This window comes from Bradyrhizobium sp. HKCCYLRH3097, assembly GCF_051167875.1.
Classification (GTDB): Bacteria; Pseudomonadota; Alphaproteobacteria; order Rhizobiales; family Xanthobacteraceae; genus Bradyrhizobium.
On the sequence record NZ_JBNPTX010000005.1, the window covers coordinates 22,849 to 39,029 of the forward strand.

Sequence of the window (16,181 nt, forward strand, 5' to 3'; positions counted from 1 at the left end):
AGGAGCGGCCTAACCGCAAGTCCAGACCATCCCCACCGGCGTCCGCGTCCAGCACGGGCCGAAGCTGCCGCCATTGTAATGGCCGCGATAGAAGCCGGGCTGGCCGAAATAATGCCACTCGCCGTTGTAGAGCATGTATTTCGGCGTACCGTCGATATACCAATGGCGGCGGCTGCCGCGCGGCCCGTTGCGCATGGCCTCCTTGTCGGCATAGAGCGGCAGGCTGTTGTTGGGCGGCTGCTTGTAGCCGGGCAGGAAGCCATAGCCCTGCCAACGGTGCGCCTTGCGCTTGTGCGACGGCGCCGCGGACGCGATCGCGGGCACCAGCAGCAGAAGCATCACGATCGCGACGATGAAACGATGCGGCATCACGGCAGCCCGATGGATACGAGGGTCTCGAATCTTCAGTTCGATTGCGGCACGGCAACGGCCGTTCCGTCATGAAATGTTTCAGCGATGCCGCCGATGCGCGCGGCGCGGCGGAGGCGACGGCGGGGCGTAGAAGGGATTGAGGTCGCACATCGCCGCACGGCCCGACGCCGTCGCGCGACATTGCGGCAGCGACGTATAGCTGCAGTCGATCCACTCGCCACCGCCAAACCGGCCGCCTTCATAGACCTTCATGCACACGGGATAGCGCGGATCGTAGGCTTGGGCGTGAGCAGAGCCCGATAGGACGGACCCGACCGCCAAACCCAGCGCGAGGGCGCTCCAGTTGAGGACACGCATGCAGGACCTCCGGAATCGACGTCTCGCCGGCCCAGGCCGATTCCCGAGACGGTGATTGCCCCTGCTCTGTATCGCCAGGGCGCCAAGGCCGCAATGACGCCATTACAACAGGTCGGCCTGCTCTCCGCCGCGGAAACCCATCGCCAGCACGTAGCGCTCCGACGAATCCTGCCGGCTCGCCGCCGGCTTGACGTGGCGGACGCTGGCGTAATCGCGCTTGAGCTGCGCCATCAAGTCGGCATCGGCGCCGCTCTGGAACGTCTTGGCGAGAAAACTGCCGCCCGGCTTGAGCACCTCGCTGGCGAAATGCGCGGCGAGTTCGACGAGACCGACAATGCGCAACTGGTCGGTCTTGCGGTGGCCGGTGGTGTTGGCCGCCATGTCCGACATCACCACATCGGCACGCCCGCCGAGCATCGCGCGGAGCTTTTCGGGCGCATCCTGGGCGTGAAAGTCGAGCTGGGCGAAGGTGACGCCGGGGATCTCGCCCATCTCCAGCAGATCGATCGCGATCACCTTGCCCTTCCCGGCTTCGGCCCCGACCCGACGCGCCGCGATCTGGCTCCAGCCGCCGGGCGCAGCGCCGAGATCGAGCACCGTCATGCCGGGCTTGAGCAGATGATGCTTGTCGTCGATCTCGAGCAGCTTGTAGGCCGCGCGCGAGCGATAGCCGTCGCGCTTGGCTTGCGCGACATAGGGATCGTTGAGCTGGCGCTCCAGCCAGAGTTTCGAGGACAGCTTGCGCTTGCCTCCGGTCTTGACCTGCACATGCATGCGGCCGGTGGTGTCTTTTGCCATGTGTTTCTCGGTCGTCGTGACCAGACGCGGGAGGCGAAAATCCGTCCACGCTCGAGGTCTGGCGGAACTACAAAGGTCACCCTCCCCTGGAGGGGGAGGGTCGATCGGGAGCGAAGCGAGCGATCGGGGTGGGGTGAGCCGCACGAAGACCGCTCGTGGAACTCACCCCACCCCGTCTCACATTGCGCTGCGCTCCATGTGAGACGACCCTCCCTCCAGGGGAGGGTGAAGTCGCTACGCCGTGCGCAGCGCGCCGTCTTCGCGCATCATCTCGACCAGCATGCCCTCGCGCAGGCCGCGATCGGCGACGCGCAGGCGCGGCAGCGGAAAGGACCGGCGGATGGCGTCGAGAATGGCGCAGCCCGCCAGAACGAGATCGGCGCGGTCGATGCTGATGCAATTGTTCTCGGCGCGCTCCTGGTAGCTCATCGCCAGCAGCCTGCCGATCGTCGTCGTGATGTCGGCGTCGTTGATCCAGATGCCATCGACCCGGCGCCGATCGTAGCGCGCGAGGTTGAGATGGATGCCCGCCAGCGTCGTCACGGTGCCGGAGGTTCCAAGCAGATGCATGCCGGCGAGATCGCCGCCGTTCTCGGCCGCGAACGGGCCAACATGCTCGGCCACGGCCTCGACCATGGCGGCATAGATCTCCGGCGTCACGTCACGGCCGCCGAACCGTTCGGCCAGCGTCACGACCCCGAGCGGGATCGACATCCAGGCCTTGATCCGCGGCTCGGCGTTGCGGTCGCCCGCATCGCGCTCGATCCGGACCAACTCGCTGGAGCCGCCGCCGATGTCGAACAGGATCGCCCCTCGCCCGCCGGGATCGAGCAGCGGCGCGCAGCCCTTGACGGCCAGTGCCGCCTCGGTCTCGCGGTCGATCACCTCGAGCTCGATGCCGGTCTCCGCCGCAACCCGGCTGCGGAACCCCTCGGCATTGGCCGCAGCGCGGCAGGCCTCGGTCGCGATCAGCCGCAGGCGCCTGGCCTTCTTCGACTGGATCTTGTCCCGGCAGATGCTGAGCGCCGCGATGGCCCGATCCATCGCCGCGTCGCTGATGCAGCCGGTGGTCGAGATGCCCTCGCCCAGCCGGACAATGCGCGAGAAGGAGTCGACCACGCGGAAACTGTCGCCCGAAGGACAGGCGATCAGGAGCCGGCAATTGTTGGTTCCGAGGTCCAGGGCCGCGTAGACGCTGCTGCCATTGCTGGCGCAGGAAGGCGTCGCGACGTCCAGACCCGGACGCAAGCCGGGCTCCAAGTTCCCGCGCGGCGCGGGACTCTCCCGCAGCCGCGTGTCATTGATCATTCAAATGTCTTTCCGCTGGCCGAACCGGCCCAGATGGAAGTTCTCTTTCGTGAGACATTATCAGTGGATAGCGCCGGCGCAACAGCCCCTCCATCAGGCGTGATGCACCATTCCTAATCAACCGTTGTCCGGCCGCGGGCGCTGCACTATCTGGGAACAGCCCGCATTTGCGACCAATTCAGCCCCTTGGGTCCTCATCCATGCAAGATCACACCTCCCCGGCTTCCCTCGAAAACGCGATCGCGCTGCAGAAATTCGGCGTCGGGCAGCCGGTCCGGCGCAAGGAGGACGACACGCTGGTGCGCGGTCACGGCAAATATACCGACGATTTCAACCTGCCCGGCCAGGCCCATGCCTGGATCGTGCGCTCCAGCCACGCCCACGGCATCATCAAGGGAATTGATACCGCGGCCGCAAAGGCGATGCCCGGCGTGCTCGGGGTGTGGACCGGCGCCGACCTCGCCGGAGCCAATTATGGTCCGTTCACCTGCGGCCTGCCGCTGAAGGGCCGGGACGGCTCGCCGCTGCTGCAGACCAACCGGCCGGCGCTCGCCGCCGACAAGGTCCGCTTCGTCGGCGACCCCATTGCGTTCGTGGTGGCGGAGACCGCGGCCCAGGCCCGCGACGCGGCCGAGGCGGTCGAGCTCGATATCGAGCCCCTGCCCGCGGTCACCAATGCCGAGGAAGCCGCCAAGCCCGGCGCGCCGCAGCTCTACGACCATATCCCCAACAACGTCGCGCTCGATTATCATTACGGCGACACGGCCAAGATCGAAGAAGCCTTCGCCAAGGCCGCGCACGTCACCAAGCTCGACATCGTCAACACCCGCGTCGCCGTGGTGTCGATGGAACCACGCGTCGCGCTCGCGGCGTTCGACGGCAAGACCGAGCGCTTCACCTTGCAGGTGCCGACCCAGGGCGTGTCCGGCAACAAGGCGACGCTGGCGAAGATTCTGAACGTCGCGCCGGACAAGGTCCGCATCCTCACCACCAATGTCGGTGGCTCCTTCGGGATGAAGAACGTCTCCTATCCCGAATATGTCTGCATCCTGCACGCCGCCAAACAGCTGGGCCGCCCCGTGAAATGGCGCGACGAGCGCACCACCGCCTTCCTGTCCGACAGCCAGGGACGCGATCAGATCATCCATGGCGAGCTGGCGCTCGACGCCGACGGCCGGTTTCTCGCTGTCAGACTGTCCGGCTACGGCAATCTCGGCGCCTACATCATGGGCGTGGCGCCGCTGCCGCTGTCGCTCAACACCGGCAAGAACCTCGCCAGCGTCTACAAGACGCCGCTGCTCGGCGTCGATATCAAGACCGTGCTGACCAACGTCACCCTGATGGGCGCATATCGCGGCGCCGGCCGTCCCGAGGCCAACTACTTCATGGAGCGCTTGATCGACACCGCCGCGCGCGAGATGGGTATCGACCGTCTCACCATCCGCAAGCGCAACTTCATCAAGCCGAGCCAGATGCCGTTCCCGGCCGCGTCGGGCGTCACCTACGACTCCGGCGACTTCGCCGCGGTGTTCGAGAAGGCACTGCAGGTCTCCGACTACGCCGGCTTCGCCAAGCGCAAGCGCGAGAGCCGCAAGAACGGCAAGCTTCGCGGCATCGCGGTCGGCTCGTATCTCGAGGTGACCGCGCCGCCGTCGGGCGAGCTCGGCAAGATCACCTTCGACGCCGATGGCGGCGTGACCCTGACGACCGGCACGCTGGATTACGGCCAAGGCCACGCGACTCCGTTCTCGCAGGTCTTGTCGGCGCAACTCGGCGTGCCGTTCGAGAAGATCAGGCTGGAGCAGAGCGATTCCGATCTCGTGCGGTTCGGCAACGGCACCGGCGGCTCGCGCTCGATCACCGCGACCGGCCAGGCCATCGTCGAGTCCTCACAGCTCGTCATTGCCAAGGGCAAGCAGGCCGCCGCGCATCTGCTCGAAGCCTCGGAAGCCGACATCGAGTTCGCGGGCGGCCAGTTCACCATCGCCGGCACCGATCGCAGCATCGACATCATGGAGCTGGCGCGCCGCCTGCGCGAGGGCAAGATGCCCGACGGCGTGCCAGCCTCGCTCGACGTCGACCACAACTCGACAGTAACGGAATCGACGTTCCCCAATGGTTGTCATGTCTGCGAGGTCGAGATCGAACCGGACACCGGCGTCGCGCAGATCGTGGCCTACACCGCGATCAACGATTTCGGCACGGTGATCAACCCGATGATCGTCGCCGGCCAGCTCCATGGTGGCGTCGCCCAGGGCATCGGCCAGGCGCTGATGGAGCATCTGCGCTACGACGAGAGCGGCCAGCCGATCACGGGATCTCTGATGGACTACGCGCTGCCGCGCGCCTCCGACGTGCCGATGATGACGGTCGACAACCATCCGGTGCCGGCGAAGTCCAACCCGCTCGGCACCAAGGGCTGCGGCGAAGCCGGCTGCGCCGGCTCGATGGCATCCGTGATCAACGCGGTGATCGACGCACTGTCCGACTACGGCGTGAAGCATCTCGACATGCCGCTCACCACCGAAAAGCTCTGGCGCGCGATCCAGGACGGCAAGGCGAGGACCGCGGCGTAGCTGCTTCGCTCGCGATGAGGCGAAAACATCTCATTGCCAAACGAAAAGCCCGTAGCCCGCATGAGCGCAGCGATATGCGGGGTCTCACGGGCTGTGTCGGTGAGCCCGGATGTCGCTCCCGCCTGCACCCGCTGGGCGCCGGCGTGCGCGCATCCGGGCTACGGACTGTCGATCGGGCCGTGGGGCCCTCTCCACGTCATTGCGAGCGTAGCGGCGTAGCGAAGCAATCCAGACTGCCTCCACGGCAACACTCTGGATTGCTTCGCTGCGCTCGCAATGACGGGAGTGTGGGCAAGCAGCGTACCCAGAACTTCGCCGTCATCGTCCGCGCAGGCGGAGCATGACAGCTGTCTTTTGGATGCCGCGTGCCTCTTGCCAAGTCCGTCCGCTAGGCGGCCGCCTGCGCGCGCGGCTGATAGATCGCCACGTGATGGCAATGCGCAAGTGGGCGGTCGCCATTGGCGACCACCAGCGCATCGATCTCGACGAAGCGGTGGCCCTTCTTCTCGTAGTTCGCGACCACCCGGCCACGCGCCGTGATCTCGTCGGCTTCTGCAATCGCCGACAGCAATTGCATTCGGCTGCCGACGTGAATCCAGGGGCCGAGGACGACATTGTCGACCAGCAGCCGGTTCATCACCCTCTGCAACATGCCCGGGTGACCGAGCCGCTCGCTGGCATAGATCGGATCGCGCTCGCGAATCTCAGAGAGATAGGCGGTGGCCGCCTGCCCTGGCCACGCGCGTGGCGCCGTGCCGAACCAGCTGCCGACAGCGAATGACTCCGCGCTGACGAGCGGTCGCACCGCCGCGGCTGGAACCTCTCGATATTCGGCCAGAGCGATGTCGGGCGCTGACGCGGGCAGCGACGCGGAACCGGTGGCGCAGATCTCGCCTTTACTCACGACCTCCAGGCTGAGCCCGTCGCCGACCTCCTCCGCCCTGACCTCGGCGATCTCGCCGTCATAGACCGGCTTGGTGAACCGCGCCTCGATCAGCCCGCGCTCCAGGAATGCCCGGCCCCAGTGCGCAACCGGTTGATGCAGCATATAGGCCAGCACCTCGACGCCGGGCACGAGGCCGCCGGCGAAGCCGAACCGGCGCGCCACGCTGTCATCGTGCATCTTGTTCTCGGACTGCTTGGCCGTGTTGAACGCCTCGACCGCATAGGTCGCGATTCGGTCTGCCATCCTTGCCTCCCTTTGACCCTTTTCAGACGATGGTAACGGCCGGAAAGGTCCTGGCAAGGCCAGCGTTTGGCTCGCAATTTGGCTGGCGATGGGGTACCAACCGGCCACCCCCAGCAGAACGCCAGATGACGACCGAAACCGCCGAGTTCGCCCCTGTCACGATCTATGTCGACGCCGACGCCTGTCCGGTGAAGGACGAGATCTATCGCGTCGCGATCCGCCACGGCCTGCCAGTGATCGTGGTCGCGGGCGGCTTCATCCGCGTGCCCGAGGATCCCCTGATCACGCGCGTGGCGGCGGGCAGCGGCATGGATGCCGCGGACGACTGGATCGCAGAGCGCGCCGGCGCCGACGACGTCGTCATCACAGCAGACATTCCGCTGGCGAGCCGCTGCGTCAAGGCCGGCAGCGCCGTGATTGCGCCGAACGGCAAGGCGTTCACCGAGGAGTCGATCGGCATGACACTCGCCGTGCGCAACCTCATGACCGATCTGCGCTCGTCCGGCGAGGTCACCGGCGGGCCGCGCTCGTTCACGCCGCGCGACCGCTCCACCTTCCTCTCCACCCTCGATCAGACCATCCGCCGCATGCAGCGCCAGCGCGCCGCGCGGATGCAGCAGCAAGGCTAGACCCATGGCGCCGCCTCTCATCCAACTCAAGGACATCCGACTGACCTTCGGCGGCACCGCCCTGCTGCAGGGCGTCGAGCTGTCGGTCTCGCCGGGCGAACGCGTCTGCCTGATCGGCCGCAACGGCTCCGGCAAGTCGACGCTGCTCAAGATCGCTGCGGGCCTCGTCGAATGCGACAGCGGCACGCGCTTCGTGCAGCCGGGCGCCACCGTGCGCTACCTGCCGCAGGAGCCGGACTTCTCCGGCCATGCCACCACGCTGTCCTACGTGGAGGCCGGGCTCGGGCCCGGCGACGATCATTATCAGGCGCGCTATCTCGTCGAGCAGCTCGGCCTCACCGGCGAGGAAGATCCGGCGCATGTTTCCGGCGGCGAGGCGCGCCGCGCGGCGTTGGCGCGCGTGCTCGCGCCCAACCCCGACATCCTGCTCCTGGACGAGCCGACCAACCATCTCGACCTGACGACCATCGAATGGCTGGAGAACGAGCTCGACGGCCGAAGCTCGGCGCTGGTGCTGATCAGTCACGATCGCCGTTTCCTCACCAATCTGTCGCGCGCGACCGCCTGGCTCGACCGCGGCCAGATCAGGCAGATCGACCGCGGCTTTGCGGCGTTCGAGGCGTGGCGCGACGAGGTGCTGGCGGAAGAAGAGCGCGAGCAGCACAAGCTCGACCGCAAGATCGTCAACGAAGAGCACTGGCTGCGTTACGGCGTCTCCGGCCGCCGCAAGCGCAACGTCAAGCGGCTCGCCAACCTGCATGCGCTGCGCCAGCAGCGCCGCGACTATCGCGGCACGGCGGGCGCCGCCAACCTCGCCGCGGCCGAGGCCGACAAGTCCGGCAAGCTGGTGATCGAAGCGAAGGGCGCGTCGAAGAGCTTTGGTGATCGCAAGATCGTCGACAACTTCTCCATCCGCATCCAGCGCGGCGACCGCATCGGCATCGTCGGCCCGAACGGCGCCGGCAAGACCACGCTGGTCAACCTGCTCACCGGCGGCAGCGAGCCGGACAGCGGCAGCATCCGGCTCGGCGTCAATCTGGAGACGGCGACGCTCGACCAGCACCGCGAGAGCCTCGATCCCCGGACGACGCTCGCCGAAGCGCTGACCGGCGGCCGCGGCGATCACGTCATGGTGGCCGGCAAGCCGAAGCACGTCGTCGGCTACATGGAGGACTTCCTGTTCTCGCGCGAGCAGATGCGCACGCCGCTCGAAGTGCTCTCCGGCGGCGAGCGCGGCCGGCTGATGCTGGCGCGCGCGCTGGCCAAGCCATCGAACCTGCTGGTGCTGGACGAGCCGACCAACGATCTCGACCTGGAGACACTCGATGTGCTCGAGGACATGCTCGGCGACTACGAGGGCACGGTGATCCTGATCAGCCACGACCGCGACTTCCTCGATCGCGTGGTCACCTCGGTGATCGTCCCCGAGGGCAACGGCAAATGGCAGGAATACGCCGGCGGCTACAGCGACATGCTGGCGCAACGCGGCGCCGACCTGAAGCGCCAGCATGCCAAGGCGGCTGAGGAGAAGAAGGAAACCAAGCACGCGGCCACGGCGCCTGCGAGCGCGCCGAAGCGCAAGCTCTCCTTCAACGAGAAGCACGCGCTGGAGACCTTGCCGAAGACGATCGCCAAGCTGCAAGCCGAGATCGCCAAGCAGCAGGCCGTGCTCGCCGACCCCGCGCTGTATGCGAAAGACCGCAAGAAATTCGACGCCGCCTCCCTCGCGATCGCCACTGCGCAAGCCGAGCTCACCGCCGCCGAGGACCGCTGGCTCGAGCTCGAAGTGCTGCGCGAGGAGATCGAGGGCGCGTAACGTTCATCGAAATCACTTCGTCATTGCGAGCGACGTGAAACAATCCGGGGCTGCAGCCGGACTCTGGACTGCTTCGTCGCTTAGCTCCTCGCAATGACGGCAACATGGAGTAAATGACATGACCACCCCGCTCGCCGCCAGGATCGCCCGGGAGTACGGCACGCCCTGTGCCGTCATCGACATGGACAGGGTCGAGCGCAACATCGCGCGCATTCAGGCCCAGTGCGAGGCCGCGGGCGTCGCCAACCGGCCGCACATCAAGACGCACAAGAGCCCGGTGCTCGCGAAGCTGCAGATCGAGGCGGGCGCGCAAGGCATCACCTGCCAGAAGATCGGCGAGGCTGAGATCATGGCGGGTGCCGGCATCGACAATATCCTGATCAGCTACAACCTGATCGGCGAGGAGAAGATGGCACGCCTCGCCGCGCTGCAAGCCAAGGCCGACATGACGGTCGCCGCCGACAACGCGACCGTGATCGCCGGCCTGCCGCAGGCGGCAAAACAATCCGGCCGCACGCTCTCGGTCGTGGTCGAATGCGACACTGGGCGCAAGCGCGCCGGCGTCGAGACGCCGACGGAAGCGATCCAGCTCGCGCGCCAGATCGCAGCGTCAGACGGCCTGCGCTTCGCCGGCTTCATGCTGTATCCGACCGAGACCGGCTGGGACGAGGCGCAGCGGTTCTATGACGAGGCGCTGGCCGGCGTCCGCGCCGACGGGCTGGACGCGGCCATCGTCTCGACCGGCGGCTCGCCCAACCTGAAGAATCTCGGCAAGCTCAAGGGCGCCACCGAGCACCGGCCCGGCACCTACATCTACAACGACCGCATGCAGGTCGCCGCCGGTGTCGCGACCTGGGACGACTGCGCGCTGCACATCTACTCGACCGTCGTCAGCCGCGCCGCACCGGAGCGCGGCATCCTCGACGCCGGCTCTAAGACGCTGACGACGGATACCGGCGGCCTCGACGGCCACGGACTGATCCTGGAGCACCCGGAAGCGAAGATCGCGCGCTTCGCCGAGGAGCACGGCTTCCTCGATCTGTCGCGCAGCAATACCCGCCCCAATGTCGGCGACGTCGTGCGCATCATCCCCAACCACGTCTGCGTCGTCGTCAACATGATGGACGAGGTCGTCATGGTCCGCGGCGAGGAGATCCTGGGCACGCTGCCGGTCGCCGCCCGTGGCAAGCTGCGGTAGGGCGAAACTCTCTCGCAGCGTCATTCCGGGGCAGCCGCGCTAGCGGCTGAGCCCGGAATCCATACGCCCGATCGTGGTTATGGATTCCGGGCTCGCCCTCCGGGCGCCCCGGAATGACGACGGTGTGGCCGCCCGCTCGGCTATTCACTGCAACTGTTCCGCCAATCTTCCATGGAATCGTAGATGACGGCCTCGGGCCAGCGAGGATCAAGCTCGCGGCGCCGTGTCCACGTCAAATGGACTTGAGCCACGCAGCCTCCCCCGAGCGCTACAAGAACGTCGTCGCAGTCCTCGCGTCGGGCGGCGATCCTGAGGGACCGATTAGCCAGCGCATGATTGGGACCTACTTCGCGCGCAAGTTCTTCTTCGAACGCGGCGCGGAGCTGATCGTCCGTCATCCAAGACCAGGGCTCGGGAAGCTGGTCAGACATTGCCTGCCATTCCCCCCGCGCGCCACTTCAACACGCCCTTCCCCGCGGCGACCCCGGTCGCAAACGACGCCTGCAGCAGGTAGCCGCCGGTCGGGGCTTCCCAGTCGAGCATTTCGCCGGCGGCGAACACGCCGGGCAGGCGTTTGAGCATGAAGTCGGCGTCGAGTTCGTCACGCGCGATGCCGCCGGCGCTGGAGATCGCGCGCGCCAGTCCGGCGGTGCCCGTCAGCTTGATCGGCACGGCGTTGATCAGTGCAGCGAGACGGTCCGGCAACAGCGATGACAGCGACAGGCCTTGCGCTTTTGCCGCCTCCTGCAGCAGGCCGATCGCGACGGGGGACAGTTGCAGCGCCTTGCGCAGGACATTCGAGAACGACTGCTTGCCGCGGGGCGCTGACAGCCGCTTGACCAGATCGGCGGTCGCAAGATCAGGTCGCAGCGCAACGTCAAGAATGGCCGCGCCTTCCAGAGCGATTGCCTCGCGCAACTCGGCGGACAGCGCATAGACCGCGCCGCCTTCAATGCCGTCGCGCGTGACGATAGCCTCGCCGCGGACGCTGCGATCAGCAAACGACAGCGCGATGCCTTTGAGCGGCTGGCCTTCGAAGCGGCCGCGGAAGATGTCCGACCAGGCGACAGTGAAGCCGCAATTGGCCGGCCGCAGCGGCGCAATCGCGACACCCTTCGCGGCGAGAAGCGATGCCCAGCCCCCGTCGGAGCCGAGCCGCGGCCAGCTGGCGCCGCCGAGCGCGAGCACGGTCGCATCGGCCGTGATCGCGCGCAGTCCTGCCGGTGTCTCGAATGTCAGCCGCCCTGCCTCGTCCCAGCCGGTCCAGCGATGCCGCAGCTCGAAGCGCACACCCTGCGTGGCCAGCCGGCGCAGCCACGCGCGCAGCAGCGGCGAGGCCTTCATCGCGGTCGGAAACACGCGGCCCGAGGAGCCGATGAACGTGGGCTCGCCGAGCGCCTCGCACCAGTCGCGCAGCCGCTGCGGCGGGAAAGCGCGGATGGCCGGCTCCAGCCACGCCGCCGCCTCGCGATAGCGCGACAGGAAGGCGCACAGCTCTTCGCTATGGGTGAGGTTGAGGCCGCCGCGCCCTGCCATCAGGAATTTGCGCGCGACCGACGGCATCGCATCGTAGACGGTGACGGCGGCACCGCCCTCAGCCAACACCTCGGCCGCCATCAGCCCGGCCGGCCCGGCTCCGATGACGGCAACTTGCTTGGATAAGGTCATGACTGGAGTTTAGGCCATGGCGTCACCACACAACAGGTCGTCATGCCCGGGCTTGACCCGGCCATGACGGCGGAGGGTGCGATGCGTATGGTGCCTTACAGCTTGAGCCCCAGCCGCGCGGCGGCCTGACCGACGTATTTCTGTGTCTGCTCGAACGCACCCTGCAGCGCCCGCGCCTTCGACATGTCGCTGATCTCGGCAAAATGCGCGGCGATCGCGTCCGGTGTCCACTCCTCCGGCGGCAGGTTGATCCCTTCGCTCTCGAGGATCTTGATCACCGCAAAGGAGCCGGCGCCGGCGCCCATGATGGTGCGCGTGGGCGCGTCCTCGCTGAGCAGATATTCCACCGCAGGCGTGATCGATTCCGGCTTCATCAGCTCCAGAGCCTGCGGCGGCAGCAGCTCCTCGGTCATGCGGGTCGCGGCCGTCGGCGAGATGATGTTGACACGGATGTTGGTCTTGCGGCCCTCCTCCGCCAGCACGTTCATCAGGCCGACCATGCCGGTCTTGGCCGCGCCGTAGTTGGCCTGGCCGAAATTGCCGAACAGACCGGAGGATGATGTCGTCATGACGATGCGGCCGTAGTTGCGCTCGCGCATGCCGTTCCACACCGCCTTGCAGCAGTAGAAAGTGCCGACCAGATGCACATCCAGCACCTTGGCGAAATCGGCAACCTCCATCTTGCCGAACGACTTGTCGCGCAGAATGCCGGCATTGGCGCACATGATGTCGACGCTGCCCCACTCCTTGCTGGCGCGCTCGACCATCGCCGTGACCTGCTCGAAATTCGAGACGTCGGCACCGTCGGCCATCGCGGTGCCGCCGGCTTTGCGGATCTCCTCGACCACCGTCTCCGCCGCGGTCATCGAGCCGCCGGTGCCGTCGCGCGCGCCGCCGAAATCATTGACCACGACCTTGGCGCCGCGGCTCGCCAGCCCCAGCGCATGCGCGCGCCCCAAACCATTGCCTGCGCCGGTGACGATGGCGACGCGCCCGTCGAATCTGATTGCCATGTGTCGTTCCTATTTGTCGCTCGTCATGCCCGGGCTCGACCCGGGCATCCATCCACTTCGAAAGACTCTCGGACTTGATGGATCGCCGGGTCAAGCCCGGCGATGACGAAGGGTGGGTTGTGACGAGGTGAGTTAGCTGAGATAGATCAGTCCGATCCAGTCGGCGACGAGCGCGGGCTTGTCCTCGCCCTCGATCTCGACCGTGACGTTGGTGCGCGACTGCAGCTCCTTCGGCTTGCGCAGAGTGGCTTCGGCAAGGACGAAGCGGCCGCGCACGCGTTTTCCCGATCTCACCGGCGAGATGAAGCGCAGCTTGTCGAAGCCGTAGTTCACGCCCATCGCCGTACCCTCGATCGCCGGCATGACCTCATAGGACATGACCGACAGCAGCGACATCGTCAGGAAGCCGTGCGCGATCGTGGTGCCGAACGGCGTCGCTTTGGCCTGCTCGGGGTCGACGTGAATGAACTGATGATCCTCGATCACGTCGGCATAGGTATCGATGCGCTTCTGATCGAGCACGTGCCATGACGACACGCCGATCTCCTGGCCGACCATGGCCTGATAGGCTTCGAGCGAAATCGGCGGCTTCTTCCAGATCTTGTTCATGCGTTCCTACACCTCGTGCCCGGATGGCCTCGTTTTCAACTCCGGGAAATCCTCTTCCTTGAATTCCGTGCCGCGCAGATGGTCCGTGCGGTTGTCCTCGTGCTCCAGCCTGCGCAGCTGCACCCGGCGGATTTTTCCGGAGATCGTCTTCGGCAGCTCGCTCACGAGCTCGAGCCGGCGGATGCGCTTGAATGGCGCCAGGCGCGCCTGCAGATGGGTGAAGATCGACAGCGCCGTGGCGCGCGAGCGCTCCGCGCCCGCCGTCAGCAACACATAGGCTTTCGGTATAGCAAGACGGATGGGATCCGGAGACGGCACAACGGCAGCCTCGGCGACGGCCTCATGCTCCAGCAGCACGCTTTCCAGCTCGAACGGCGAGATGCGGTAGTCGGACGATTTGAAAACGTCGTCGGAGCGGCCGACGAAGGTGAGATAGCCGTCATCGTCCTGGAACACGACGTCGCCGGTACGGTAGCGCATGCCATCGGCGCCGGACAGCTGACCGTCGTCGCCCTGATAGCCCTGCATCAGGCCGGCCGGACGCTCGCCGGTGAGCGCCAGCGTGATCTCGCCTTCGCCGGAGAGATTGCCGTCGATGTCGGCGACCTCGACGCGATAGCCCGGCAGCGGCCGCCCCATCGAGCCGATCTTCAGTTTCTGGCCCGGCGAGTTGCCAACGATCGCCGCGGTTTCGGTCTGGCCATAGCCGTCGCGAATCGTCAGCCCCCAGGCGGCACGCACCTGATCGATCACCTCCGGATTGAGCGGTTCGCCGGCGCCGCAGGCCTCGCGCAGCGAGACCTTGAAGTCGGCGAGATGCTCCTGGATGAACAGCCGCCACACCGTGGGTGGCGCGCACAGCGTCGTGACGCCGCAGCGCTTGATGATCGCGAGCAGCCCCTTGGCGTCGAAGCGCGGCTGATTGACCACGAATACCGTGGCGCCGGCATTCCAGGGCGAGAAGAAGCAGCTCCAGGCATGCTTGGCCCAGCCCGGCGAGGAGATGTTGAGGTGCACGTCGCCCGGCTGCAGGCCGAGCCAGTACATGGTCGAGAGATGGCCGACCGGATAACTGCGATGGCTGTGCCGCACCAGCTTCGGCTTGGCCGTGGTGCCCGAGGTGAAATAGAGCAGCATCGGATCATCCGGCTGCGTCGGCCCATCCGGCGTGAACGCCTCGGCTACGCCGGCCGCCTGCTCGAACGGCAGCCAGCCGGCAGGTGCCGCCGGCGCGCCGACGACGATGCGGACGAGATCATCGGCGCCCAGATCGGCGAACTTCGCAACCTGATCCTGCGCCGCGACCACGGCCTTGGCGCGGCCGCGCTCCAGACGATCGCGCAACTCGTCGGTGGTCAGCAGCGTCGTCGCGGGGATCACGACGACGCCGAGCTTCATCGCCGCCAACATCGTCTCCCACAGCGGCACGACGTTGCCGAGCAGCAGCAGCAGATGGTCGCCGCGCTTCAAGCCCTGCGCGCGCAGGAAATTCGCGACCTGGTTGGAGCGGCGCGACAACGCCGCAAACGACAGCTTGGTCTGGCGGTCCTGCGCGGCGTCGAAGATCCAAAGCGCGGTGCGGTCGCGGCTCTCCGGATCGGACGCGAGTTCGGCATCGAACCAGTCGAGCGCCCAGTTGAACGGGACGGCATCGGGCCAGCGGAAACCCTTCACGGCCGCATCGTAGTCGGTGCGATGCGCCAGCAGAAACGCGCGTGCGTCCTTGAATGTCGTCATCAGGTGGTCCCGGCGAGCTTGCGAACGTGCTGAATGATCCCGGAAAAATCGACGCCGCCATGGCCGGCGGCCTCGAACGCCTTGTAGATCTCCTGCGCGTGCTGGCCAAGCGGGGTCGCCGCGCCGGCGGCCTTGGCGGCGTCCTGCGACAGCGTGAGGTCCTTCAGCATCAGCGCGGTCGCAAAGCCGGGCTTGTAGTCGTTGTTGGCGGGCGAAGCCGGCACTGGGCCCGGCACCGGGCAATAGGATGTCAGCGACCAGCACTGCCCCGACGAGGTCGAGGCGACGTCGAACAGCGCCTGATGCGACAGGCCGAGCTTTTCACCCAGCGCAAACGCCTCGCTGACCGCGATCATCGAAATGCCGAGGATCATGTTGTTGCAAATCTTGGCCGCCTGCCCCGCGCCGGCGCCGCCGCAATGGACGATCTTCTTGCCCATCTTCTCAAGGATCGGCTTGGCCGCAGCGAACGCGCTCTCCTCGCCGCCGCACATGAAGGTAAGCGTTGCGGCCTTAGCACCGCCGGTGCCCCCGGACACCGGCGCGTCCACGGCGGCGATGCCGTGCCTTGTGGCCAGCGCATGCGCGGCGCGCGCGCTCTCGACGTCGATGGTCGAGGAATCGATGATCAGCGCGCCCTTGGACATCGCCGGCACGACCTCGTTCCAGACTGCCTGCACATGCTTGCCGGCCGGCAGCATGGTGACGACGGCATCGGCGCTTTTGGCCGCGGCGACGGCGCTGTCGGCGATTTCGGCGCCATCGGCCTTGGCCTGGGCGCGCGAGGTCTCGACCAGATCGAACGCGACCACCTTGTGGCCGGCCTTGACCAGGTTGGCGGCCATTGGTCCACCCATGTTGCCGAGGCCGATGAATGCGATCGTTGCCATGGTTCGTTCTCTCCCCTCGAC

General features: G+C 66.7%; 13 protein-coding genes and 1 pseudogene. 4 read left to right on the forward strand and 10 right to left on the reverse strand.

Features of this window, described 5'->3' with window-relative positions; translation table 11 throughout:
* Nucleotides 1-9 precede the first annotated feature (9 nt).
* The 4 genes from ACQR0U_RS13985 to ACQR0U_RS14000 all read right to left on the reverse strand — a co-directional run bounded on the left by ACQR0U_RS13985 (nt 10) and on the right by ACQR0U_RS14000 (nt 2,835).
* Nucleotides 10-369, reverse strand: a complete 360-nt coding sequence (locus tag ACQR0U_RS13985) for a hypothetical protein (protein WP_315714422.1) — start codon at nt 367-369, stop codon at nt 10-12.
* Nucleotides 370-450: 81 nt separating this feature from the next.
* On the reverse strand, nt 451-729 hold the full coding sequence (locus tag ACQR0U_RS13990; RefSeq protein ID WP_315714423.1) for a DUF3551 domain-containing protein: 279 nt from the start codon (nt 727-729) through the stop codon (nt 451-453).
* 102 nt (nt 730-831) lie between these two features.
* Nucleotides 832-1,527, reverse strand: coding sequence for an RlmE family RNA methyltransferase (locus tag ACQR0U_RS13995; protein ID WP_434843369.1), 696 nt, complete (start codon nt 1,525-1,527; stop codon nt 832-834).
* A gap of 234 nt (nt 1,528-1,761) precedes the next feature.
* The gene (locus ACQR0U_RS14000) at nt 1,762-2,835 is read right to left on the reverse strand and encodes a Ppx/GppA phosphatase family protein (RefSeq protein ID WP_315714425.1); all 1,074 of its coding nucleotides are present in this window, start codon (nt 2,833-2,835) and stop codon (nt 1,762-1,764) included.
* A 200-nt stretch (nt 2,836-3,035) separates the two neighbouring features.
* On the opposite strand from ACQR0U_RS14000, the gene ACQR0U_RS14005 reads away from it, so the two are divergent.
* Nucleotides 3,036-5,411 carry a xanthine dehydrogenase family protein molybdopterin-binding subunit gene (locus ACQR0U_RS14005; RefSeq protein WP_434872176.1) on the forward strand — a complete coding sequence of 792 codons (2,376 nt, stop codon included), beginning with the start codon at nt 3,036-3,038 and terminating at the stop codon, nt 5,409-5,411.
* 388 nt (nt 5,412-5,799) lie between these two features.
* Here the strand turns inward: ACQR0U_RS14005 and ACQR0U_RS14010 are convergent, their stop codons facing one another.
* Complete coding sequence (locus ACQR0U_RS14010; RefSeq protein WP_434872177.1) at nt 5,800-6,600, reverse strand: hypothetical protein; 801 nt, start codon at nt 6,598-6,600, stop codon at nt 5,800-5,802.
* A 125-nt stretch (nt 6,601-6,725) separates the two neighbouring features.
* On the opposite strand from ACQR0U_RS14010, the gene ACQR0U_RS14015 reads away from it, so the two are divergent.
* The 3 genes from ACQR0U_RS14015 (at nt 6,726) to ACQR0U_RS14025 (ending at nt 10,243) form a co-directional block, all read left to right on the forward strand.
* Nucleotides 6,726-7,229, forward strand: a complete 504-nt coding sequence (locus tag ACQR0U_RS14015; RefSeq protein ID WP_434862696.1) for a YaiI/YqxD family protein — start codon at nt 6,726-6,728, stop codon at nt 7,227-7,229.
* 4 nt (nt 7,230-7,233) lie between these two features.
* Nucleotides 7,234-9,045: an ABC-F family ATP-binding cassette domain-containing protein gene (locus tag ACQR0U_RS14020; RefSeq protein WP_316172000.1), complete on the forward strand. Its 1,812-nt coding sequence runs from the start codon at nt 7,234-7,236 to the stop codon at nt 9,043-9,045.
* Nucleotides 9,046-9,163: 118 nt separating this feature from the next.
* Nucleotides 9,164-10,243: a D-TA family PLP-dependent enzyme gene (locus tag ACQR0U_RS14025; protein ID WP_316164617.1), complete on the forward strand. Its 1,080-nt coding sequence runs from the start codon at nt 9,164-9,166 to the stop codon at nt 10,241-10,243.
* Nucleotides 10,244-10,666: 423 nt separating this feature from the next.
* On the opposite strand, the gene ACQR0U_RS14030 is transcribed toward ACQR0U_RS14025, so the two are convergent.
* From ACQR0U_RS14030 to mmsB, 5 genes and pseudogenes are all read right to left on the reverse strand, one after another.
* Nucleotides 10,667-11,911 carry an NAD(P)/FAD-dependent oxidoreductase gene (locus ACQR0U_RS14030; RefSeq protein ID WP_315749770.1) on the reverse strand — a complete coding sequence of 415 codons (1,245 nt, stop codon included), beginning with the start codon at nt 11,909-11,911 and terminating at the stop codon, nt 10,667-10,669.
* A 95-nt stretch (nt 11,912-12,006) separates the two neighbouring features.
* Complete coding sequence (locus ACQR0U_RS14035) at nt 12,007-12,924, reverse strand: SDR family NAD(P)-dependent oxidoreductase (RefSeq protein WP_434843371.1); 918 nt, start codon at nt 12,922-12,924, stop codon at nt 12,007-12,009.
* 132 nt (nt 12,925-13,056) lie between these two features.
* A complete protein-coding gene (locus ACQR0U_RS14040) occupies nt 13,057-13,533 on the reverse strand; it encodes a MaoC family dehydratase (protein ID WP_315827400.1) in 477 nt (158 codons plus the stop codon).
* A 6-nt stretch (nt 13,534-13,539) separates the two neighbouring features.
* Nucleotides 13,540-15,270, reverse strand: coding sequence for an AMP-binding protein (locus tag ACQR0U_RS14045; RefSeq protein ID WP_315714436.1), 1,731 nt, complete (start codon nt 15,268-15,270; stop codon nt 13,540-13,542).
* Nucleotides 15,270-16,178, reverse strand: a pseudogene (mmsB, locus tag ACQR0U_RS14050) (3-hydroxyisobutyrate dehydrogenase); the annotation flags it as partial. The gene ACQR0U_RS14045 and the pseudogene mmsB, both read right to left, overlap by 1 nt.
* Nucleotides 16,179-16,181: the final 3 nt, after the last annotated feature.